The following is an 18,763-nucleotide window of genomic DNA, read 5'->3' on the forward strand; positions in this document are numbered from 1 at the left end:
CCTGCCCTAGACCCCGTGCGAGATCGGCCCCTCGGCGCGCCCTTCGACGAACTGCCGGACATAGGGGTTGTCGGTCGTGTGCAGCTCGGCCGCCGGGCCGCGCCAGATGATCTTGCCGTCGTGCAGCATGGCGATCTCGTCGCCGATCGTCTGGGCCGAGGCCAGGTCGTGGGTGATCGACACCGCCGTGGAGCCCAGGCGCCGAACCTGGTCGGAGATCAGCTGGTTGATCGCCGCGGCGGTGATCGGATCCAGGCCCGTGGTCGGCTCGTCGAAGAACAGGATCTCGGGTTGGGCGACCACGGCGCGGGCCAGGCCGGCGCGTTTCTGCATGCCGCCCGACAGCTCCGAAGGGAAACGGTCGGCCACGGTCGGGGCCAGGCGCACCTGCTCCAGCGCCTCGATCGCGCGTTCGCGGGCCTGCTTGCGCGGCACGCCGTCGGCGTTGATCAGGCGGAAGGCGACGTTTTCCCAGACGGTCAGGCTGTCGAACAGGGCCGCGCCCTGGAACAGCACGCCGACTCGCGAGAACAGCTTGCGGCGCTGGCCTTCCGACAGGCCGACGACGTTCTGGCCGTCCAGCTCGATCTGTCCGGCTTCCGGCCGCATCAGGCCCAGGGCCGTCTTGATGGTCACCGACTTGCCCTGGCCCGAGCCGCCGATGATCACCAGGGACTTGCCCGGCGCGACCGACAGGTCGAGGCCGTCCAGCACCGCCCGGCCCTCGAAGCGCTTGATCACGCCTTTCCAGGCGAGTTTGGGGATCACGTCGGTCATGAGGCGTGGGTGAAGAAGGTGGTCAGGAGGTAGTCGGAGGCGAAGATCAGGATCGCCGAGGAGACCACCGCGTGGGTCGTCGCCCGGCCGACGCCGCGCGCGCCGCCCTTGGCGTTGTAGCCGTGATAGCAGCCCATCAGCGCCACGATGAAGCCGAACACCGCCGCCTTGATCAGGCCCGAGATGATGTCCCAGCTCTGCAGGAAATCGATCGTGTTGCGGATGTAGACGGCCGAGCTGAAGTCCAGCACGCGGGTGGCCACCAGCCAGCCGCCGGCCACCCCGATGGTGTCGGCGACGGCGGTCAGCAGCGGCAGCATCAGCACGCCGGCCAGCAGGCGCGGGCCAACCAGATAGCGGAACGGGTCCGTCGACAGGGTGCGCATGGCGTCGATCTGCTCGGTCGCGCGCATGGCCCCGATCTCGGCGGCGATGGCGGCCGAGACCCGACCGGCCAGCATCAGGGCGGCCAGCACCGGACCCAGCTCCCGGGTGATCCCCAAGGCCACGATCTGCGGCATCACCTGTTCGGCGTTGAAGCGCCCGCCCCCGGTGAAGATGTTCAGGGCCAGGGCCGCGCCGGTGAAGATGGCGGTCAGGCCGACGACCGGCAGCGAGAAGAAGCCGATGGCGACGATCTGCCGCCACAGCTGCCCCGGGAACCAGGGCGGGCTCAGGGCGGCGGCGGTTCCGCGCACGGCGAAGACGCCCACCGCGCCGACCATGCGCACGGCGGCCAGGGCCGAGCGGCCCAACGCGCGAACGGGATTGCCGGCGACTTTCCGGGCCGCCTCGGCCGCGGCCATCAGTAGTTCTCGGCCGGTTGCGTGGCCGGATTGGCCGGAGCGGGCGTCGAGGGCGCGGCCGCGTCGCCGGAGCCGCCCCCTTGCGGACGGATCACCGAGCCGATCAGGCCGAACAAGTCTACCGCGCCTTGCGTGTTCTCGATCTCGCCGCCGGGCTTGAGGTCGTCCAGCGAAGCGCCCGGCGCGATGGCGACGTGCGCCCCGCCCAGGATGCCGTCGCTGGTGATCTTGGCCGTCGAGTCGGCGGGCAGCTTGACGGTCGGATCGATGCTCAACTTGGCGACCGCCAGATAGGTCTTCGGCTCCAGCGTGATCTGCGAGACCGTGCCGACCTTGACGCCGGCGACGCTGACCGCCGCGCCCGGGGACAGCGAGCCGGCCTCGCCGAACTTGGCGCTGATCTCATACTCGCCGCGCTTCATGTGGACGCCGCCCACGCTCAGCGAATAGGTCAGGAAGCCCGCCGCCAGGGCGAGGACGACGACACCCATGGCCGTCTCGGCCCATTGTTCGCGCAAAGCCAAATCCCCTTTGTTCTCTGGCACGTGGCTCTTAGCGGCGTCCAGGCGAGCCAGAGCCGCCCTTTTGGAGCTGGTTGATCAGCACGTCGATGTTGCCGCCGGCGTTGTCGATCGTCGAGACGAAGTCCTGCTGCTGGGTGATGGCCAGCCAGATGCCCTTGAACTGGACGTCGACCACCTTCCAGGTCTGGCCGCCGCCGAGCACGCGCCACGACACGGGCAGGGGGGTCGTGATCTGGCCGCCGGAGATGGTGGTGTTGACGATCACGTCGCCCGGCTTGCGGACGACCGAGCCGGTCACCTTCAGCTGTTCGCCGCGATAGTCGTCGATGCGGCTCTGATAGACGTTCTCGGCATAGGTCCTGAACACCGGCGTGAAGCGGGCGCGCTGGTCCGGCGTGATGGTGCGGGCGTACTTGCCCAGCACGAAGTTGGTGATGCGCGGCACGTCGGCCAGTTCGTCCACCGCCTGGTGGAAGACCTGCGTCTTCTGCGCGTCGCTCATGCTTTTGTTGGCCAGCACGGTGATGACGCGCTGGGCCTTGGTCTGGACGAAGGCCTCGGCGCCGGGGTCGCGAGCCTGGGCCAGGGCCGGGCTGGCGACGGCCAGGGCCGAGGCCCCGAAGAACGCCAAAAGCGCGGCGTTGGCGCCGCGCCGGGTGGGGAGGATGTTTTTCATGGGGTTACCGGGGGAGGTCATGGTTTGGGCGTCGCCGGAGGGGGCGGCGGCGTATCGAAATCGGGCAGGTCCTCGGCCTCGCCAGTGGCCTGGCGGACGAAGGCTTCGCGGTATTGGGTATAAGCCGATCGGGTGGTGACGTACGGATCGGCCGCGTCTTCCAGGGCGTGGAAGGCCGGGTCGGTCTGGGCGCGCAGGTCGACGATCGTCACGCCGGTGCGGGCCTTGCCGAAGTCGGTGCTGAAGCCGCCGACATAGAGCGAGATCGGATCGGTGGCGATATCCAGCGCGCGGCCGACGCCGTCGCGGACGTTCAGCGGACCCATGCCGGGCAGATAGAGATAGGCGCCGGGACCCGCGCCCCAGGCGCCGAAGGTCTGGCCGAAATCGGCCTCGCGCGGCGGCAGGTGCATCTTGGACGCGACGTCGAACAGGCCCAGCACGCCGACGGTCGAGTTGACCACGAAGCGAGCGGTCGAGCGCATGGCCCGCTTGGGCCGGCCCTGCAGCACCTGATTGATGACCGTGTTCGGTTCGCCAAGATTGTAGACGGCCGAGCTGACGCGGTTGCGCACCACGCGGGGCGTAACGGCCAGGTAGCCGTGGGCGATCGGCGAGAACAGCACGCGGTCCAGGCCCATGCCGACCTTGAACGCGCCGCGGTTGAAGCCCTCGAGCGGGTCCTTCACGGCCGAAACGGCGCTGTCGGAATTGGCCGGGGCGGCGGCGACGGTCGGGATCTGATCCTCGGCGCGCGCGGCTGGCGCGAGCGCCAGAACACCGGCGGCCGCGACCGCGCCAGCGGTGGCGAAGCGCCGTCCCGGGGTCGTTCGACGCGGGCCTTGATCCAGATCGCGCAAGCTCGTGCTCCTGCTTCTCACACGCGCCATGTATTCACGACGCTTTCCGTATCAAGATTGAAAGCGACTATTTCCGGTCGCGCTTGTCGCGTGTTGCACGGAAGCCGCTCTCCTTGATGAGGGGCGCGCTGCAAAACGGTGATTCGTTATCGGACGCCAGGAGGGTCTCACGGCGATCTGTCGCGCGACATAATCAGATATATCGGAAATAGCTCTTGACGTATCGTCGATCCGATATATCTGTAATTTCGATATAACGAAACAGGATCTAAAACACGCATGTTTGGACGACATCAACATCACCACCGCGGCCACTGGCGCGGTCACGGCGACGAACACCATGGTCGCCATCCGTTTGGCTTCCACGGCGAGCATCGCGGCGGGCCCAGAGGGCGCGGCGGCCGCATGGGCCGGTTCTTCGACCACGGCGACCTGCGCTTCGTGGTCCTCAAGCTGATCGCCGAGAAGCCCAGCCATGGCTACGAGCTGATCAAGGCCATCGAAACGGCGGCCGGCGGCGCCTACAGCCCCAGCCCGGGCGTGGTCTATCCGACCCTGACCCTGCTGGAAGAGCTGGGCTACGTCACCGCCAGCGACGCCGGCGGCGGCAAGAAGCTCTATACGATCACCGCCGAGGGCGAGGCCTTCCTGGCCAGCAACGACGCGCCGGTCCGGTCGCTTTTCGAGCGCATGGCCGAGGCGGCTTCCGCCAGCGCGGCCTTCTCGCCGCAGATCTTGCGGGCCCGCGAGAACGTCAAGACGGCCCTGCGGCTCAAGCTCCACGGCCAGCTGACGGCCGAGCAGATCGCCGCGGTCGCCAAGGTCCTCGACGACGCCGCCCAGGCGATCGAAGCCATCTAGAGAAAGGCAAGGCCATGGAAAGCCACGCCCGCGTCGCCACCGACAAGGCGGCCCGCTACATGACGCAACTGGCCAAGCACTGGAGCCACAAGTTCGAGGTCACGTATGACGCGACCTCGGCCCTGTTCCCGCTGCCGGCCGGAACCTGCCGGATGACGGCCCATCCCGACGGCCTGGACATCACCGTCGAGGCCGCCGACCTGGAGGGCCTGGCCCGCCTGGAAGACGTGGTGGCCAAGCACCTGGACCGCTTCGCCTTCCGCGAGGGCGAGCTGCAGTACGGCTGGACCCGCGCCTGGGCGGCCGGGATGGTGGATCCGCGCGCCATGCGGATCAACGCCATCCACTGACCCGCCGGATGTCCGTTCCTTACCACCGGATCCTCGCGCGTCGACGCTAGGGTCCGGTGCTGGAAGAGGGAGGACATCATGCGATAAGGGACGGAAGGTTACGCGTTGCCGGCCGGGGCCGCTCGCTTTGGCGAACGCACGGTTCTGTTTGGCGCCAACCCCAATGACATCAAGGTGTCGGGCCAGGACACCGACGGCCGGCTGGGCGTGTTCGACTATGTCGGCCAGGGTCCGGGTGGTCCGCCGCTCCATCTGCACGAGGCCCAGGACGAGGTCTATTTCGTCTTCGACGGCGACTATCTCTTCCAGGTCGGCGAGCGCCGAGAGGTCGTGAAGGCCGGCGGTATGATCTTCCTGCCGCGCGGCGTCCCGCACGCCTTCGCGCAATTGGGCGAGACGGGCCGCATGCTGTTCATGTTCACCCCGGCGGGCCGGATGGAGGACTACTTCCGGCGCCTGGCCGCGCTGGACGGTCCGCCGTCGCCGGCGCGGGCGGCCGCCCTGTTCGCCGATCATGGCATGAGGCTGATTGGCCCGCCGATCGATCCGGGTCATGCTGGGGCCTGATCCTGGCTGGCTGGCGCGCATCCGATGACGCCCCTCTTCCACACCCTGCCGCCCGCGCCCGCGCTGCTCGGCTGGGTGCGTCATCACCAGATTATCCGGTTCCGCTTCGCGCCCGGCCAGGAGGCGCCGATCAAGCCCTATTGGCCGCGTCCCGCCTGCGCCCTGGCCTTCTATCCGCGCGACGCCGAGACCTTGGTCGACGCGCGCGGCGCCAGCCTCATCGTCAAGCCGCGCGCGGCGCTGATCGGCCAGCCGACCGTCCTGACCCATCGACGAGGCGGGGCGGATTTCTGCGTCTACCAGATCGAGTTCCAGCCAGGGGCGCTGCACCGGCTGATGGGCGGCGAGGGGGCCTCGCTCACCGACGTCGCCCTGGACGCCGAGGCGGTGTTTCCCGATCTGGTCGAGGTCGCCGACCGGATCACCGAGGCCAGGACGGTGGGCGCCATGGTCGAGGCCGCCGAGTCCTGGCTGCTGCGGCGCACCGGCGCCTGTCGCCGGGACGCCGACGCGACGACTGGGCCGCCTCGCGGCTGGTCGTGGGCCGGGCGCGGTCGTTGCAACGCCTCGCCGAGCAGGCGGGGCTGAACGTCAGGACCTTCCATCGCGCGTTCCGGGACCGCATGGGCGTCAGCCCCAAGCTCTTCGCCCGCATCGCTCGGCTGGACAGGATGATCCGGGCCCGCAACGCTTCGCCCGCGACCGATTGGCTGAGCCTGGCCATCGACGCGGGTTTCTACGACCACCAGCACATGGCGCGGGATTTCCGCGCGCTGTGCCTGTCCAGCCCGACGAATTTCGACGCACGCGAACAGGCCGCGCCGGAGCGGCGGTTCGGCCTGGCCGAGCGATAGCTCCGGGGCGTCAGTCCATCAGCCGCCGGGTCAGGTAGATGTATTCCAGCGCCTGGCGCCGGGCCGTCTCGGCCAGGTTGGCGCTGGCCGCGTGGCCGCCGTCGACGTTCTCGTAATAGAGCACCGGATAGCCCAGCGCCTCCAGCCGCGCGGCCGCCTTGCGGGCGTGGGCGGGGTGGACGCGGTCGTCCTTGGTCGAGGTCTCGATGAACACCTCGGGATATTTCTGGCCCGCCTTCAGGTTGGAATAGGGATCGTACTTGGCGATCACCGCCCGCTCCGACGGGATGGTCGGGTCGCCATATTCGCCCACCCACGAGGCCCCGGCCCCGATCTGGCTGTAGCGGATCATGTCGAACAGCGGCACCTGCACGACGATGGCGTTGTAGAGCTCGGGCCGCTGCGTCAGGGCTACGCCCATCAAGAGGCCGCCGTTGCTGCCGCCCATGATCCCGAGGCGCCGGGGCGAGGTGATCTTGCGGGCGATCAGGTCCTGCGAGACGGCGAAGAAGTCGTCATAGGCCTTCTGGCGGCCGGCCTTCAGCGCCGCCTCATGCCAGGCCGGGCCGAACTCGCCGCCGCCCCGGATGTTGGCGACGACGTAGGTCCCGCCGCGCTCCAGCCACAGCTTGCCCATCACGCCTGAATAGGCCGGGGTCATCGACACCTGGAAGCCGCCATAGGCGTAGAGCAGGGTGGGCGCCGAGCCGTCGTATTTCACGCCCTTGGGCCGCACGACGAAGTAGGGGATCTTCACCCCGTCGCTGGAGGTCGCCTCGAACTGCTCGACCACGTGGGTCGAGGCGTCGAAGCGGGCGGGGGAGGCCTTGACCTGTTCCAGCTTGCCGGTGGCGGCGTCGGCCAGCCAGTAGGTGCTGGGGGTCAGATAGCCGGTGACGGTGATGAAGATCCGGTCGTCCTTCTCGGATCCCGAGCCCAGGCCGATGCTGGAGTTGGCCGGCAGGTCCAAGCCGGCTTGCGTCCAGCCGTTGGCCCCGTGGGTGAAGACCATGGCCGCGCCCTTGACGTTGTCCAGCAGGCCGACGACCAGCTTGTTCCGCGTGGTGGTCACCGACTCCACGGACTGACGGGCGGTGGGCCGCAGGACCAGGGTCGGCGGGGCCTTGGCCGGATCGGCCTTCAGCGCCGCGAGGTCGAAGCTGATCAGGTCGCCGGTCTTCAGGCCCTTCTCCGCCCAGTCCTGCTCCAGGGAGACGAGCATCTGGCCGCTCACATAGCCCTGCACGGAATGCTTGAGCGGGAAGGGGAGTTTGACCGGCCCGCCGTCGGTCAGCAGATAGGTCTCGGCCTCGAAGAAGCTGACGCCTCGGTTGGCCAGGATCGCGGCCACGGCGCCGTCGGGCTCGGTCAGGGCGTAGGCCGAGGCCGAAACATCGTCGGGCGTTCCCCGGAACACCTCCTTGGCCGAGTCCAATGGGGCGCCGCGCTTCCAGGCCTTGACCACATAGGCGTAGCCCGACTTGGTGACTTGGCCGGGTTCCCATTCGCGGGCCACCAGGAGGTTGTCCTTGTCGACCCAGCTGATGTTCTGCTTGCCTTCGGGCAGGACGAAGCCGCCCTGAACGAAGCTCTTGGTCGTCGTGTCGAACTCGCGCACCGTCACGGCGTCCTTGCCGCCGTTCGACAGGGTGATCAGGCAGCGCGTGTCGTCGGGCGGCAGGCAACTGGCGCCCTTGAACACCCAGTTGGCGTTCTCGGCCTTGGACAGCGCGTCGATGTCCAGGATCGTCTCCCAGGCCGGCTCGGCGGTGCGATAGCTGTCCAGCGTGGTCCGGCGCCAGATCCCGCGCACGTGGTCGGCGTCCTGCCAGAAGTTGCGCAAAGACCCGTCGCCGGCGAACGACACCCCGGGCACCCGGTCCTTGGCGTTCAGGATGGCCAGGGCCTTGGCCTCCAGATCGGCGTAGCGGGGATCGCCCTGCAGCACCGGCAGCGAACGGGCGTTCTGGGCCTTGGCCCAATCGAGGGCGCGGGTTCCCTCGATCTCCTCCATCCAGATGTAAGGGTCGTCCTTGCCCAGGTCGGCGAGCGGGGTGCGGGCTTCAGCGGCTTTTCCGGCTTCGGCGGCGGTCGCGGGGGTCAGGGACATCGGGCTCCCGGAAACAAGGGTGGTGGAGGCGCCCGGCAGGGTGACGTCGCCATAGCCAGTGGTCGTCAGGCTGGTGACGGTGAAATACAGCGCGTCGACATAGCCGCTGATGCCCTCGTGGCGTCCCGCGAAGCTGGTGTAGACGAAGCCCGTCACCACGAAGACGAAGGTGGCCAGGGAGCTGGCGGCGCGGGTGATGTCCTCGACCCGCGTGTCGTCGTAGCGTCGCCCGACCGTGCGCCAGAAGAACTCGCTGTGGATCAGGGTCCACAGCCGCAGCACCCGCAGGAAGCCGAAGTTGAACAGCCAGGCGGGGAACAGCAGGGTGGCCAGAACGAACAGGTCCAGCCAAGCGATCGGCTTCTTCAGCCAGGACTTCAGGTCGCCGTGGGCGATGGCCCGCGCGGCCAGGTCGGCGGCCAGGAACGCGGCGATCCCGTAGTCCAGCAGGTAGAAGGTCACGCCATGGTGCTGCATCAGCGGCGCGGCGATGAAGAAGGCGATCAGCGCCAGGTCGATCAGGATGATGGCGTAGCGAAACCGCACCGCCACGGGCGAGGCGCCGTGATACAGCGCCCGGAGGCGGGCGCGCAGGCGCAGACCCTGCGAATCCTGGCGCTGATCGTCGCGGTGCATTTCGTCCAGCTTTCCACTATATAGCCCGGCTATGAGCCGCACCTTCCTGAAGATGAACGGGCTCGGCAACGACTTCGTCGTCATCGAGACCGCCACCCAGAGCTTCGAACCGACCCCCGAAGAGATCCGCGCGATCGCCAAACGCCCGGATTCTGACGGGAAAGGCGGCGGGGTGGGCTGCGACCAGGTGATCGCCATCGATCCGCCGCGGGCGGAAGGCGCCTCGGCCTATGTGCGGTTCTGGAACTCGGACGGCGAGGAGACCGGCGCCTGCGGCAATGGCACGCGGTGCGTGGCGTGGCTTCTGATGCAGTCGGCCGGCAAGGACGCCGTGGCCTTCGACACCGTCGCCGGTCGCCTGTCGGGCGTCGCCGCCGGCGAGAAGCGGGTGACCGTCGACATGGGCCAGCCAGGCCTGGACTGGACCCAGATCCCGCTGGCCGAAGCAATGGACACCGCCCGGGTCGAACTGCAGGTCGGTCCGATCGACGCGCCGCTGGTCCATACGCCGGTCTGCGTCTCGATGGGCAATCCGCATGTCGTGTTCTTCGTCGACGCGCCCGTCACGGACGAGTTCGCGACCAAGACCGGCTCGCTGGTCGAGCATCACCCGCTGTTCTCCGAAGGCGTCAATGTCGGCTTCGCGCACGTCGCGGCGCGTGACCACATCCAGCTGAAGGTCTGGGAACGCGGCGCGGGCCTGACCGCCGCCTGCGGCACGGGCGCTTGCGCCGCCCAGGTCGCCGCCGTGCGTCGCGGCCTGACCGACCGCCAGGCGCGCGTCGAGTTCGAGAGCGGCTCGCTGGTCATCGAATGGCGCGAGAGCGACGGTCACGTGATCATGACCGGCCCGATCACCATGGAATATGCCGGCAAGTTGCCGGAGCCCGTGGCGGCGTAGGGCCATGGGAACCTACACCGTCATCAAGGCGGCTCCGAAGCCCAAGCCTGAGGTTGGAGAGGAGGGCGGTCCGGCGACCACGATGTCCGGCCCGGACGGCGTCGACGTCGTCACCTTCGGCTGCCGCCTGAACGCCTATGAGAGCGAGGCCATCCGCGCCCGCGCCGCCGCCGACGGCTTGGCCGACGCGGTGGTGTTCAACACCTGCGCCGTCACCAACGAGGCCGTGCGCCAGGCTCGCCAGGCGATCCGCAAGGCCCGCCGCGAGCGGCCGGGCGCGCGAGTCATCGTCACCGGCTGCGCCGCCCAGATCGACCCGGCCGCCTTCGCCGCCATGCCCGAGGTCGACCTGGTGCTGGGCAACGCCGAGAAGGCCGCCCCCGGCGCGCTGATCGACACCAGCGCCCGCGTGCGGGTCAACGACATCATGTCGATCAAGGAGACCGCCGGTCACCTGATCGATGGCCTCAAGGATCGCGCCCGGGCCTATGTCGAGGTCCAGAACGGCTGCGACCACCGCTGCACCTTCTGCATCATCCCCTATGGCCGCGGGAACTCGCGCTCGGCCCCCGCCGGCGAGGTGGTCGAACAAGTGCGCAAGCTGGCCGCCGAGGGCTATCGCGAGGTCGTGCTGACCGGCGTCGACGTGACCTCGTGGGGCGCGGACCTGCCGGGCCAGCCGACCCTGGGCCAACTGGTCGGCCGCATCCTGCGCATGGCGCCGGACCTTCCGCGTCTGCGCCTATCGTCGATCGACGCGGCCGAGATCGATCCGGATCTCTTCAAGCTGCTCGAGACCGAGCCGCGCCTGATGCCCTATCTGCATCTCAGCCTGCAGGCCGGCGACAACCTGATCCTCAAGCGCATGAAGCGCCGACACAGTCGCGAGGACGCCCTGAGGCTGGTCGCCGAGGTGCGTCGCGTGCGGCCCGACGCCGCTTTCGGCGCCGACCTGATCGCCGGCTTCCCGACCGAGACCGAAGAGGCGTTCGAGAACACCCTGCGCCTGGTCGAGGAGGCGGAACTGGCCTTCCTGCACGTCTTCCCCTACAGCGCCCGCCCCAGGACGCCGGCCGCGCGGATGCCGCCGGTGAAGGGGCCGGTGATCAAGGACCGGGCCCGCCGCCTGCGCGAGGCCGGCCAGCGCGGCCTGGAACGTCACCTGCAACGCCAGGTCGGCCGCACCCTGCCGGGTCTGGTCGAGCGCGAGGGCGTCGCTCGGGCCGACGACTTCACCGAGATCCGCTTCGAAGGCGAGGCTCCGCTGGGCGAGATCGTCACCTTCACGGTGACCGGCCACGATGGAGCCCACGTTCTGGCGGAGATCGCCGCCTGATCCGGTCGGTCTGGATGATCGCCGCGCTGGCGATGCTGGCGGCCGCCTCCGCGCGCGCCGAGCCCAAGCCGGTGACGTTCAGCGTCATGACCTACAATGTCGAGGGTCTGCCCTGGCCTGTCCGCAAGGGGCGCGGCACGGCGCTGAAGCGGATCGGCCATGAGCTGGCCGCCATGCGCGCCAAGGGCGTCGAGCCCGACGTCGTCCTGATCCAGGAAGGCTTCCGCGACGAGATCTGGGACCTGATCGACGAGAGCCAGTATCCCTATGTGGCGCGCGGCCCGCGCAAGGGCCAGCGCGATGCGAACGTCTTCCCCAAGGGCCAGCGACCCGACTTCCGCCGCGTGAAGTACCGCCGCAAGGGCGAGGGCCTGGGCAAGTGGGGCTCCAGCGGCCTGTGGGTGCTGTCGAACCATCCGATCGAGTGGGTGAAGTCGCACGCCTATCGCTACTGCGCGGGCCTGGACTGTCTGGCCAACAAGGGCGTGATGCTGGTGGCGGTCGATGTGCAGGGCCTGCCGACGCCGGTCGAGATCGCCGACACCCACCTCAATTCCAAGGGCGCCTCGGGCGTCCCGCGCAGCCGCGCCACCCAGGCGCATCACCTGCAGGCGGACGAGCTGAAGCGCTTCATGCAGGCCGACCGCACGCCAGGCGCGCCGCTGATCGTCGGCGGCGACTTCAACGTCATGCACTCGCCCGAGCGCTTCGACCACGTGATGAACGACTATCCGTTCGAGGTGGTCAGCCGCTGGTGTCACGCGCGCCCGGGGGCCTGCGACACCCAGATCTCGTATGACGGCGACGCGCCGTGGCTGAACACCCAGGATCTGATCGGCTTCCTGAACGGCGAGGCGGTCGCGGTGACCCCGATCGCGGTGGAGGCTACGTTCGACGGCGCCGACGAACCGGTGCTGTCCGACCACGACGGCTACAAGGTGACGTTCCGACTGACACCGAAGGGATAGGGCGATGAGCTTGAGCGGCGGTTGCCAATGCGGCGCGGTGCGGTTTCGGGTGGAGGGCCAGCCCGGACGCGCCTCGATCTGTCATTGCCGGATGTGCCAGAAGGCGTTCGGCGGCCCGTTCGGGGCGCTGGTCACCGTCAGCGTCGCCGACCTGACCTGGACGCGCGGCCAGCGTTCGACCTTCCAGAGTTCCGACAAGATCCAGCGCGGCTTCTGCGCCGCCTGCGGCACGCCGCTGACCTTCGAGTGGAGCGCTGACAAGATCGATCTGGCGGTGTTCGCCTTCGATGATCCCTCGGCCGTGGAGCCGGTGGTGCAGTTGGCGATCGAGAACCGCCCGGCCTGGATGGAGCATCTGGCTGACATGCCAGTGCGCCCGCCGATGGGACCGACCGGGACGGCGGTCAGCCGGCAGCATCCAGATCACGACACCTGATCGTCGGCCGCTTGTTCCATATTTGGGAACATGATAGAATTCTGGCGTGAATGTCGTCACCAAGAGAGTCCTGCAGACGTTCTGGGCGGTTCATCCGAACGCCAGGGGGCCGCTGATCGCTTGGTACAACCACGCCCGAGCCGCGGAATGGCTGACGCCGCAGGACATAAAGAACGACTTCCGCAGCGTCGATTTCGTGGGCGACAACCGCGTCACCTTCGACATCGGGGGCAACAACTATCGTTTGGTGGTGCGGATTTCTTACACCTTCAAACAGGTTCTGGTGAAGTTCGTCGGCACACACGCCGACTATGACAAGATCGATCCGGAGACCGTGTGATGGCGACCGACATCAAGATCATTCGCGACGAGGCCGGCTACCGCGCGGCCATGGCCGAGTTCGAAGCTCTCTTTGACAACGAGCCCGAAGCGGGCAGCGAAGAGGGGGATCGGTTCGAGCTGCTGGGGCTGCTGCTGGCGAAGTATGAGGAAGACAGCTTCCACATGCCGACGGTCGGACCGGCGGAAGCGATCCGCTTCGCCATGGATCGCCAGGGGCTGGGCCAGTCGGACCTGGCCGAGCTCCTGGGTTCCCGCTCGCGCGCGTCGGAGATCCTGAAGGGGCGCCGGGGGCTGACCTTGCCTCAGATCAGGTTGTTGTCGAAGGCCTGGAACATCCCTGTGCAAGCCTTGGTCGCCGAGGTCGAGGCCGCCTGAACGACGCGCTACTCGCCTTCGGCTTCATCTCCATGAAACCCTGGCAGGCTCCAGCCGAACTTGATCGCGCAGGCTCGCAAACCGAACGCCGTGACGAATCCCGCGACGCCCGCCGGCCAGAACGGCGCGCCCAGCAGTTGCAGCACCGCGAACACCGCCGCGCCCAGCAGGGCCGCGGTGATGTAGATCTCGCGGCGCAACAGCAGGTTCGGCTCTTCGGCCAGCACGTCGCGGATCACGCCGCCGAAGGCGGTGGTCAGAACGCCCATGACCACGGCGCTGAACGGATGCACGCCCAGGCCCAGCGCCTTGGCCGTGCCGACCACGGCGTAGCCGGCCATGCCCAGGGCGTCGAGCCACAGCAGGGCGCGGAACCGCCAGCCGCGCTTGCCCAGCAGCCACACCACCGTGGCGGCGGCCAGGCAGGCCAGGATGTAGCCGGGCCGCTGAACCCAGAACACCGGCGCGCCGATCAGGAGGTCGCGAAGGGTCCCGCCGCCCACCCCGGTGATGGCGGCGAAGAATCCGAAGGTGATGATGTCGTGCTTGCGCCGAGCGGCCGCGAGGGCGCCGGTTGCCCCGAAAACGGCCACGGCGGCGTAGTCGAGCCAGAAAAGGGCTGTTCCCAGAGGGTCAAGCTGCAAGTCCATGCCCCTTCATGGCACGCGGTTCGGCCTCGCGCTAACCGTGGTCCCTTAAATCCTGATTTACACTTTCGCCCGTTCGACTAAAGGGGCGCGGATGAGCGATAAGCCCGAGCAGAAAAAAGGCTGGTTCCAGCGCCTGACGTCGGGCCTGACCCGGTCTTCCCAGCAGATGACCGAGCAGGTCACGGGGGTCTTCACCAAGAAGCCCCTGGATCAGGAACAGCTGGACGCCCTGGAAGAGATGCTGATCGAGGCCGACCTCGGTCCGCAGATCGCCGCCCGCATCACCGAAGCCTTCGGCAAGGCGCGTTTCGGCAAGTCGTCGACCGATGACGAGGTCAAGGAGGCCTTGGCCGAGCTGATCGCCGCCGAGCTGGCCGACCGTCAAGGCGACTTCGACCCGCTTGGCGGTCCGCGCCCCTATGTGGTGCTGTTCATCGGCGTCAACGGTTCGGGCAAGACCACCACCCTGGGCAAGATCGCCGCCGACCTGACCGAGAAGGGCGCCCGCGTGCTGATCGCCGCCGGCGACACCTTCCGCGCCGCCGCCGTCGAACAGCTGAAGGTCTGGGCCGACCGGGCCGGGGCCGACTTCATGTCCAAGCCCACGGGCTCCGACGCCGCCGCCCTGGCCTATGAGGCCGTCGAGCGCGCCAAGGCCGAGCACTACGACGTGGTGCTGATCGACACCGCCGGCCGCCTGCAGAACAAGCAGGGGCTGATGGACGAGCTGCTCAAGGTCATCCGTGTCGTGAAGAAGGTCGATCCCGACTATCCGCACGAGACCCTGCTGGTGCTGGACGCCACGGTCGGCCGCAACGCCCTGGCCCAGGAGAAGATCTTCGGCAACCAGGTCGGCGTCTCCGGGATTGTCATGACCAAGCTGGACGGCACCGCGCGCGGCGGGGTGCTGGTGCCGGTGGCGCGCGCCTCCGACAGCCCGATCAAGCTGATCGGCGTCGGCGAAGGCGTGGATGACCTGCAACCGTTCGACGCCCGGGCCTTCTCACGCTCGCTCGTCGGCCTGAAAGACTGATCCGTGAACGAATTGGTGGAAGCGCCGAAAAAGAACAACGGCTGGGTCCGCACCGTCGTCGACTACGGCGCGGCCATCGCGTTCGGCGCGGCCTATTTCATCACCAAGGATTTCCAGAAGGCGACCTGGGTGCTTGTGGCGGCCTCGGCCGCGGCCCTGGCCATCGGCTTCGCGGTCGAGCGCCGCCTGGCCCTGCTGCCGCTGTTCTTCGGCGGCATGGCGCTGATCTTCGGCACGCTGGGCCTGATCTTCCACTCCGACGTCTTCGTGAAGATCAAGGTCACGGTGATCAACCTGGCCCTGGCCGCCTTCCTGTTCGGCGGCGTGATCGCCAAGCGCCAGCCGCTGAAGCTGATCATGGGCGAGGCCCTTCACCTGCCCGACGCGGCCTGGCGGACCCTGACCCTGCGCTATGGCGGCTATTTCGGCGTGGTCGCCCTGTTGAACGAGATCGTCCGCAACACGCAAGGCACCGACACCTGGGTGAAGTTCCGCCTGGGCCTGCTGCCGCTGGCCCTGGTGTTCGTGGCCACCCAGGTGCCCTTCATGATGAAGCACATGGCCAAGGGCGATGAACCGGCGGCGGCCGAGCCCCCGGACGCCGGCTTCTAGCGCGCCGCGCTTTCCACCGTCCACGGACCGTTGTCGTCAAAACGACGTGTTCAAGTGCTAGCCTTGATCCGTCGGCCGAGCGACGGCCGGATGGGGACAGGGGCGAGGCATGGCCAAGAGCAAGGGCGACAAGACGGTCGGCGGTCTGCTGGAGCGTTCGCCCAGCCACCTTCTGCACCGGGTCCTGCAACTGGCGCTCGACATCTATGCCGAGGAGTGCGGCGAGGCGGGGGTCACCCAGCGCCAATTCGCCGTGCTGGCCGCCGTGGCCGAGAACGAGGGCGTCACCCAGACGGCCCTGGTCCGCGCCACGGGCATCGACCGCTCGACCCTGGCCGACATGGTCGCCCGGATGATCACCAAGGGCCACCTCGAACGTCAAAGGTCCAGCGAGGACGCCCGCGCCAACAGCGTGCGCCTGACCGCCGCTGGCCGCGAGGCGCTGGACGCCATCCGCCCGATGGTGGCCATGGCCGACGCCCGCATCCTGGCCTTGCTCAAGCCCGGCAAGCGCGAGGGCTTCCTCGACCTGCTGGCCGACATGGCCGGCGCCGAGCTGCACCCGGCCGAGCCGGAGCCCAAGGCCAAGAAGCCGAAGGCGCCCAAGGCCGAGAAGGTGAAGAAGGACAAGAAGCCCAAGAAGGACAAGGCGGCCAAGAAGGCGGCTTAGGGTCCTCTCCCGCAGTCGCCCCAATTGCTTTCCCAGGCCTTGTGCCTAGGACCCGTGGTTGGGATGGGTTGCGAGGTTCAGGAGTGCGTGGCCGCGATGGCGCGCGCTCATTCCACTACGAGCAAGCGGAACGTTGGGTCCTAGGCACAAGGCCTAGGAAGGCGACGTTTGTTGGCTTGGGTGTCCGGTGTCAGACGATAATATTCAGCAGCGAGCCCGGGCGCAGGATCTTCTGCGGCTGGCTGTCGGGCTGCACGAAGGGCTTGGCCGGCGCCTGGCGCTGTTGCGGCTGGGCCATGGTCTGCATCTGCACCGTCGACGGCGCGGCGGCAGGGCGGGTCGCGGCCGCGTCGCCCAGGGCCGACTGGAAGAACGCCGCGCGCGTCTGCGCCGCCGGACCCGTGGTGGCGGGGACCGAAGCGGGCTTCGACGGGACGGTCGGCCAACCGGCGGGGCGGACGGTGCTCATGACTCGAAGTCTAACATGGTTAATGGAAAGTCGGCGAGTATGGTCAACGCCGCGTTAACGCGATAGCTCCGCGACCTGTGAGCGCACCCCCGCGCGAGATTTGGCGCCTGGAGACCCCGTGACCCGCCAGAAGATCATCTTCGCGATCGTGCTGATCGCGGTCGGCCTGTTCATCGCCTCGATGGTCGGCTCGATGTTCGCGCGCCGTCAGGTCCTGCCGAACGGCTACGCGCTTTCGGTGGGCGGCAGGGGCGAGATCTGGCTCCGGTCGCCGGACGGCCGGACCCTGACCACGGACGTGACCTCGGTCTGGACCTCGCCGGACCGGATGCTGGTCGAGCGCCACACGACCGATGAGAAGCCGCCCTTCAAGCTGCTGGATTGCGACTACCAGGTCGCGGACGGACGCGGTCCCTTGCGCCCGATCATGAAAGCTGAGGCCCTGGCGATGCTGGGGAGCCTGGAACGCCAGAGCGCCTCGGCCAAGACCTGCGTCCAGTAGCGCGCTACTTCGCCTTCTTCAGCAGGTCCTCTGCCGCGTCCGGCGTCAGCGGGCCGGTGTGCTTGGCCAGGATCATGCCGTCCGAACCGACCAGATAGGTCTCGGGCACGCCAGTGACGCCGAACTCCAGGCCCGCGCGGCCGTCGCGATCGACCAGGCGCTGGGCGAAGGGGTCGCCCAGGCGGGTCAGGAAGGCCTGGGTGTTGGCCGGGGCGTCCTTGTAGGCGATCCCGACCACCTTCACGCCCTGAGCCTTCAGCGCCATCAGTTGCGGGTGCTCGACCTCGCAGGGGGCGCACCACGAGGCGAAGAAGTTGACCAGGATCGGACCCTCTCCCGGAGCCCGGATCGGGGCCGGACGGCCGGTGGTCAGGTCGGGCAGTGACAGGGCCGGCATCGGCTTGCCGACCAGGGCGTGCGGCTGGACGCGGGGATCGCGCTTCAGGGCGTAGCCGGCGAACAGGGCCGCCAGGGCGACCAGGATCAGCAGCGGCGCGAAGGCCAGCCAGCGTTTCATGGCCTCTCGCTCCTGGGGATCTCGTCCAGCTCGGCCTGCAGGCGCAAGGCTTCGCGCTTCCAGCGGCGGGCGGTCAGCACGCTGTCGGCGATCAGCCAGGCGAAGGCGATGGCTGAGATCGCGAAGGCGGGCCACAGGTAGGGGGCGTACTTGCCGGCGTCGAAGTCGAAGCTCACCGCGCGGTCTCCGCCAGCTTGATCGCCAGGCTCCGGGCCTTGCGCCGCCAGACCAGGGCCCGGATGCGCACCAGCCACAGGGCGCCGAAAGTCCCCAGATAGGCCAGGCCCATCAGCACGGCGGGCCAGGCGTAGATCGCCGGCAGCCCATCGCCGCGCTTGGCCATGAAGGTCGAGGAGCCCTGGTGCAGGGTGTTCCACCATTCGACGGAGAACTTGACGATCGGCAGGTTGATCAGGCCGACCAGGGCCAGGATGGCGGCCGCGCGGGCGGCCTTCTGCTCGTCGTCCAGCGCGCCGCGCAGGGCCATGTAGCCCAGATAGAAGAGCAGCAGCACCAGCACCGAGGTCAGGCGCGCGTCCCACACCCACCAGGTTCCCCACATCGGCTTGCCCCACAGCGAGCCGGTGATCAGGGCGAGGGCCGTATAGACCGCGCCGATCGGGGCGCAGGCCTGGGCGGCGAGATCGGCCAGCGCCTGGCGGAAGACCAGGCCCAGGAAACTGGCCACGCCCAGGCAGACATAGATGAAGATCGAGATCGAGGCGGCCGGGATGTGGATGAACATCATCCGCACCGTGTCGCCCTGCTGATAGTCTTCGGGGACCAGGAAAGTCATGACCAGGCCGGCGACGCCGGCGGCGGCAGACAACACGCCCAATAGCGGCGCGGCCCACCGCGAGAAGGCCATGAACCGCTCGGGATTGGTCAGGAAATCGAACGTGTGGCGCGCGTCCATGCAGGCTGCTTAGAG

General features: G+C 68.4%; 26 protein-coding genes and 1 pseudogene. 15 read left to right on the forward strand and 12 right to left on the reverse strand.

Annotated features, from left to right (window positions below):
• Positions 1 to 6 precede the first annotated feature (6 nt).
• The 5 genes from MZV50_RS00100 to MZV50_RS00120 are packed head-to-tail and all read right to left on the reverse strand — an operon-like array spanning position 7 to position 3,673.
• Positions 7 to 777 (reverse strand): ABC transporter ATP-binding protein, encoded by a 771-nt coding sequence (locus MZV50_RS00100; protein WP_252632346.1) that lies wholly within the window; start codon positions 775 to 777, stop codon positions 7 to 9.
• On the reverse strand, positions 774 to 1,583 hold the full coding sequence (locus tag MZV50_RS00105; RefSeq protein ID WP_252632347.1) for an MlaE family ABC transporter permease: 810 nt from the start codon (positions 1,581 to 1,583) through the stop codon (positions 774 to 776). The genes MZV50_RS00100 and MZV50_RS00105 overlap by 4 nt, the downstream gene beginning before the upstream one ends.
• Positions 1,583 to 2,107, reverse strand: a complete 525-nt coding sequence (gene mlaD / locus MZV50_RS00110) for an outer membrane lipid asymmetry maintenance protein MlaD (RefSeq protein ID WP_252632348.1) — start codon at positions 2,105 to 2,107, stop codon at positions 1,583 to 1,585. The genes MZV50_RS00105 and mlaD overlap by 1 nt, the downstream gene beginning before the upstream one ends.
• A 28-nt stretch (positions 2,108 to 2,135) precedes the next feature.
• Complete coding sequence (locus MZV50_RS00115; RefSeq protein ID WP_252632349.1) at positions 2,136 to 2,804, reverse strand: MlaC/ttg2D family ABC transporter substrate-binding protein; 669 nt, start codon at positions 2,802 to 2,804, stop codon at positions 2,136 to 2,138.
• Positions 2,801 to 3,673 (reverse strand): MlaA family lipoprotein, encoded by an 873-nt coding sequence (locus tag MZV50_RS00120; protein ID WP_252632350.1) that lies wholly within the window; start codon positions 3,671 to 3,673, stop codon positions 2,801 to 2,803. Before MZV50_RS00120 ends, MZV50_RS00115 begins: the two co-directional genes overlap by 4 nt.
• A 249-nt stretch (positions 3,674 to 3,922) precedes the next feature.
• Between MZV50_RS00120 and MZV50_RS00125 the strand changes: the two genes are divergently transcribed.
• The 5 genes from MZV50_RS00125 (at position 3,923) to MZV50_RS00145 (ending at position 6,275) form a co-directional block, all read left to right on the forward strand.
• On the forward strand, positions 3,923 to 4,504 hold the full coding sequence (locus tag MZV50_RS00125; RefSeq protein WP_223392421.1) for a PadR family transcriptional regulator: 582 nt from the start codon (positions 3,923 to 3,925) through the stop codon (positions 4,502 to 4,504).
• Between the two features lie 14 nt (positions 4,505 to 4,518).
• Positions 4,519 to 4,854, forward strand: coding sequence for a DUF2218 domain-containing protein (locus tag MZV50_RS00130; RefSeq protein WP_252632351.1), 336 nt, complete (start codon positions 4,519 to 4,521; stop codon positions 4,852 to 4,854).
• Between the two features lie 105 nt (positions 4,855 to 4,959).
• Positions 4,960 to 5,421 (forward strand): cupin domain-containing protein, encoded by a 462-nt coding sequence (locus MZV50_RS00135; RefSeq protein WP_252632352.1) that lies wholly within the window; start codon positions 4,960 to 4,962, stop codon positions 5,419 to 5,421.
• 24 nt (positions 5,422 to 5,445) lie between these two features.
• A complete protein-coding gene (locus tag MZV50_RS00140) occupies positions 5,446 to 6,009 on the forward strand; it encodes a hypothetical protein (RefSeq protein WP_252632353.1) in 564 nt (187 codons plus the stop codon).
• Entirely contained in the window at positions 5,979 to 6,275 is a 297-nt protein-coding gene (locus MZV50_RS00145) for a helix-turn-helix domain-containing protein (protein WP_252632354.1), read from the forward strand. Before MZV50_RS00140 ends, MZV50_RS00145 begins: the two co-directional genes overlap by 31 nt.
• 10 nt (positions 6,276 to 6,285) lie before the next feature.
• On the opposite strand, the gene MZV50_RS00150 is transcribed toward MZV50_RS00145, so the two are convergent.
• The gene (locus MZV50_RS00150) at positions 6,286 to 8,385 is read right to left on the reverse strand and encodes a prolyl oligopeptidase family serine peptidase (protein WP_252635321.1); all 2,100 of its coding nucleotides are present in this window, start codon (positions 8,383 to 8,385) and stop codon (positions 6,286 to 6,288) included.
• A 9-nt stretch (positions 8,386 to 8,394) separates the two neighbouring features.
• Positions 8,395 to 9,021: pseudogene (locus tag MZV50_RS00155) on the reverse strand (ion channel); the annotation flags it as partial.
• Positions 9,022 to 9,052: 31 nt separating this feature from the next.
• On the opposite strand from MZV50_RS00155, the gene dapF reads away from it, so the two are divergent.
• Genes dapF through MZV50_RS00185 form a run of 6 tightly spaced genes read left to right on the forward strand, consistent with a single transcriptional unit; the run spans position 9,053 to position 13,379 of the window.
• The gene (dapF, locus tag MZV50_RS00160) at positions 9,053 to 9,922 is read left to right on the forward strand and encodes a diaminopimelate epimerase (protein ID WP_252632355.1); all 870 of its coding nucleotides are present in this window, start codon (positions 9,053 to 9,055) and stop codon (positions 9,920 to 9,922) included.
• Between the two features lie 4 nt (positions 9,923 to 9,926).
• Entirely contained in the window at positions 9,927 to 11,258 is a 1,332-nt protein-coding gene (gene mtaB / locus MZV50_RS00165; protein WP_252632356.1) for a tRNA (N(6)-L-threonylcarbamoyladenosine(37)-C(2))-methylthiotransferase MtaB, read from the forward strand.
• Positions 11,259 to 11,272: 14 nt separating this feature from the next.
• Positions 11,273 to 12,226: an endonuclease/exonuclease/phosphatase family protein gene (locus MZV50_RS00170; RefSeq protein WP_252632357.1), complete on the forward strand. Its 954-nt coding sequence runs from the start codon at positions 11,273 to 11,275 to the stop codon at positions 12,224 to 12,226.
• Positions 12,227 to 12,230: 4 nt separating this feature from the next.
• Positions 12,231 to 12,662: a GFA family protein gene (locus tag MZV50_RS00175; protein ID WP_252632358.1), complete on the forward strand. Its 432-nt coding sequence runs from the start codon at positions 12,231 to 12,233 to the stop codon at positions 12,660 to 12,662.
• 46 nt (positions 12,663 to 12,708) lie between these two features.
• The gene (locus tag MZV50_RS00180) at positions 12,709 to 13,002 is read left to right on the forward strand and encodes a type II toxin-antitoxin system HigB family toxin (RefSeq protein WP_252632359.1); all 294 of its coding nucleotides are present in this window, start codon (positions 12,709 to 12,711) and stop codon (positions 13,000 to 13,002) included.
• Positions 13,002 to 13,379, forward strand: a complete 378-nt coding sequence (locus MZV50_RS00185; RefSeq protein WP_252632360.1) for a helix-turn-helix domain-containing protein — start codon at positions 13,002 to 13,004, stop codon at positions 13,377 to 13,379. The genes MZV50_RS00180 and MZV50_RS00185 overlap by 1 nt, the downstream gene beginning before the upstream one ends.
• A gap of 8 nt (positions 13,380 to 13,387) precedes the next feature.
• Here MZV50_RS00185 and MZV50_RS00190 read toward each other — a convergent pair whose 3' ends face one another.
• Positions 13,388 to 14,029 (reverse strand): trimeric intracellular cation channel family protein, encoded by a 642-nt coding sequence (locus tag MZV50_RS00190; protein WP_252632361.1) that lies wholly within the window; start codon positions 14,027 to 14,029, stop codon positions 13,388 to 13,390.
• A 91-nt stretch (positions 14,030 to 14,120) separates the two neighbouring features.
• On the opposite strand from MZV50_RS00190, the gene ftsY reads away from it, so the two are divergent.
• The 3 genes from ftsY to MZV50_RS00205 all read left to right on the forward strand — a co-directional run bounded on the left by ftsY (position 14,121) and on the right by MZV50_RS00205 (position 16,344).
• On the forward strand, positions 14,121 to 15,062 hold the full coding sequence (gene ftsY, locus MZV50_RS00195) for a signal recognition particle-docking protein FtsY (RefSeq protein ID WP_252632362.1): 942 nt from the start codon (positions 14,121 to 14,123) through the stop codon (positions 15,060 to 15,062).
• Between the two features lie 3 nt (positions 15,063 to 15,065).
• Positions 15,066 to 15,674 (forward strand): inner membrane-spanning protein YciB, encoded by a 609-nt coding sequence (locus MZV50_RS00200; RefSeq protein ID WP_252632363.1) that lies wholly within the window; start codon positions 15,066 to 15,068, stop codon positions 15,672 to 15,674.
• Between the two features lie 109 nt (positions 15,675 to 15,783).
• Complete coding sequence (locus tag MZV50_RS00205; RefSeq protein ID WP_252632364.1) at positions 15,784 to 16,344, forward strand: MarR family winged helix-turn-helix transcriptional regulator; 561 nt, start codon at positions 15,784 to 15,786, stop codon at positions 16,342 to 16,344.
• Between the two features lie 190 nt (positions 16,345 to 16,534).
• Here MZV50_RS00205 and MZV50_RS00210 read toward each other — a convergent pair whose 3' ends face one another.
• Positions 16,535 to 16,813 (reverse strand): hypothetical protein, encoded by a 279-nt coding sequence (locus MZV50_RS00210; RefSeq protein ID WP_252632365.1) that lies wholly within the window; start codon positions 16,811 to 16,813, stop codon positions 16,535 to 16,537.
• Between the two features lie 118 nt (positions 16,814 to 16,931).
• Here MZV50_RS00210 and MZV50_RS00215 point away from each other — a divergent pair, with 118 nt between their 5' ends.
• A complete protein-coding gene (locus tag MZV50_RS00215; protein WP_252632366.1) occupies positions 16,932 to 17,315 on the forward strand; it encodes a hypothetical protein in 384 nt (127 codons plus the stop codon).
• Between the two features lie 4 nt (positions 17,316 to 17,319).
• Here the strand turns inward: MZV50_RS00215 and MZV50_RS00220 are convergent, their stop codons facing one another.
• The 3 genes from MZV50_RS00220 to ccmC are packed head-to-tail and all read right to left on the reverse strand — an operon-like array spanning position 17,320 to position 18,748.
• The gene (locus MZV50_RS00220) at positions 17,320 to 17,832 is read right to left on the reverse strand and encodes a DsbE family thiol:disulfide interchange protein (RefSeq protein ID WP_252632367.1); all 513 of its coding nucleotides are present in this window, start codon (positions 17,830 to 17,832) and stop codon (positions 17,320 to 17,322) included.
• A complete protein-coding gene (ccmD, locus tag MZV50_RS00225; protein ID WP_252632368.1) occupies positions 17,829 to 18,008 on the reverse strand; it encodes a heme exporter protein CcmD in 180 nt (59 codons plus the stop codon). The genes MZV50_RS00220 and ccmD overlap by 4 nt, the downstream gene beginning before the upstream one ends.
• Entirely contained in the window at positions 18,005 to 18,748 is a 744-nt protein-coding gene (gene ccmC, locus MZV50_RS00230) for a heme ABC transporter permease CcmC (RefSeq protein ID WP_252632369.1), read from the reverse strand. Before ccmC ends, ccmD begins: the two co-directional genes overlap by 4 nt.
• Positions 18,749 to 18,763 lie beyond the last annotated feature (15 nt).

It is taken from the genome of Caulobacter segnis (assembly GCF_023935105.1).
GTDB lineage: Bacteria > Pseudomonadota > Alphaproteobacteria > Caulobacterales > Caulobacteraceae > Caulobacter > Caulobacter segnis_B.

Excerpts from the sequence above, each read along its gene's own strand:
- MZV50_RS00140 (WP_252632353.1), top strand. The coding sequence starts at position 5,446 with ATGACGCCCCTCTTCCACACCCTGCCGCCCGCGCCCGCGCTGCTCGGC.
- MZV50_RS00120 (WP_252632350.1), bottom strand. The coding sequence starts at position 3,673 with ATGGCGCGTGTGAGAAGCAGGAGCACGAGCTTGCGCGATCTGGATCAA.
- MZV50_RS00220 (WP_252632367.1), bottom strand. The coding sequence starts at position 17,832 with ATGAAACGCTGGCTGGCCTTCGCGCCGCTGCTGATCCTGGTCGCCCTG.
- MZV50_RS00210 (WP_252632365.1), bottom strand. The coding sequence starts at position 16,813 with ATGAGCACCGTCCGCCCCGCCGGTTGGCCGACCGTCCCGTCGAAGCCC.
- MZV50_RS00190 (WP_252632361.1), bottom strand. The coding sequence starts at position 14,029 with ATGGACTTGCAGCTTGACCCTCTGGGAACAGCCCTTTTCTGGCTCGAC.
- ftsY (WP_252632362.1), top strand. The coding sequence starts at position 14,121 with ATGAGCGATAAGCCCGAGCAGAAAAAAGGCTGGTTCCAGCGCCTGACG.
- MZV50_RS00105 (WP_252632347.1), bottom strand. The coding sequence starts at position 1,583 with ATGGCCGCGGCCGAGGCGGCCCGGAAAGTCGCCGGCAATCCCGTTCGC.
- MZV50_RS00205 (WP_252632364.1), top strand. The coding sequence starts at position 15,784 with ATGGCCAAGAGCAAGGGCGACAAGACGGTCGGCGGTCTGCTGGAGCGT.
- MZV50_RS00150 (WP_252635321.1), bottom strand. The coding sequence starts at position 8,385 with ATGTCCCTGACCCCCGCGACCGCCGCCGAAGCCGGAAAAGCCGCTGAA.
- MZV50_RS00125 (WP_223392421.1), top strand. The coding sequence starts at position 3,923 with ATGTTTGGACGACATCAACATCACCACCGCGGCCACTGGCGCGGTCAC.
- dapF (WP_252632355.1), top strand. The coding sequence starts at position 9,053 with ATGAGCCGCACCTTCCTGAAGATGAACGGGCTCGGCAACGACTTCGTC.
- MZV50_RS00100 (WP_252632346.1), bottom strand. The coding sequence starts at position 777 with ATGACCGACGTGATCCCCAAACTCGCCTGGAAAGGCGTGATCAAGCGC.
- MZV50_RS00130 (WP_252632351.1), top strand. The coding sequence starts at position 4,519 with ATGGAAAGCCACGCCCGCGTCGCCACCGACAAGGCGGCCCGCTACATG.
- MZV50_RS00175 (WP_252632358.1), top strand. The coding sequence starts at position 12,231 with ATGAGCTTGAGCGGCGGTTGCCAATGCGGCGCGGTGCGGTTTCGGGTG.
- mtaB (WP_252632356.1), top strand. The coding sequence starts at position 9,927 with ATGGGAACCTACACCGTCATCAAGGCGGCTCCGAAGCCCAAGCCTGAG.
- ccmC (WP_252632369.1), bottom strand. The coding sequence starts at position 18,748 with ATGGACGCGCGCCACACGTTCGATTTCCTGACCAATCCCGAGCGGTTC.
- MZV50_RS00115 (WP_252632349.1), bottom strand. The coding sequence starts at position 2,804 with ATGACCTCCCCCGGTAACCCCATGAAAAACATCCTCCCCACCCGGCGC.
- MZV50_RS00185 (WP_252632360.1), top strand. The coding sequence starts at position 13,002 with ATGGCGACCGACATCAAGATCATTCGCGACGAGGCCGGCTACCGCGCG.
- MZV50_RS00170 (WP_252632357.1), top strand. The coding sequence starts at position 11,273 with ATGATCGCCGCGCTGGCGATGCTGGCGGCCGCCTCCGCGCGCGCCGAG.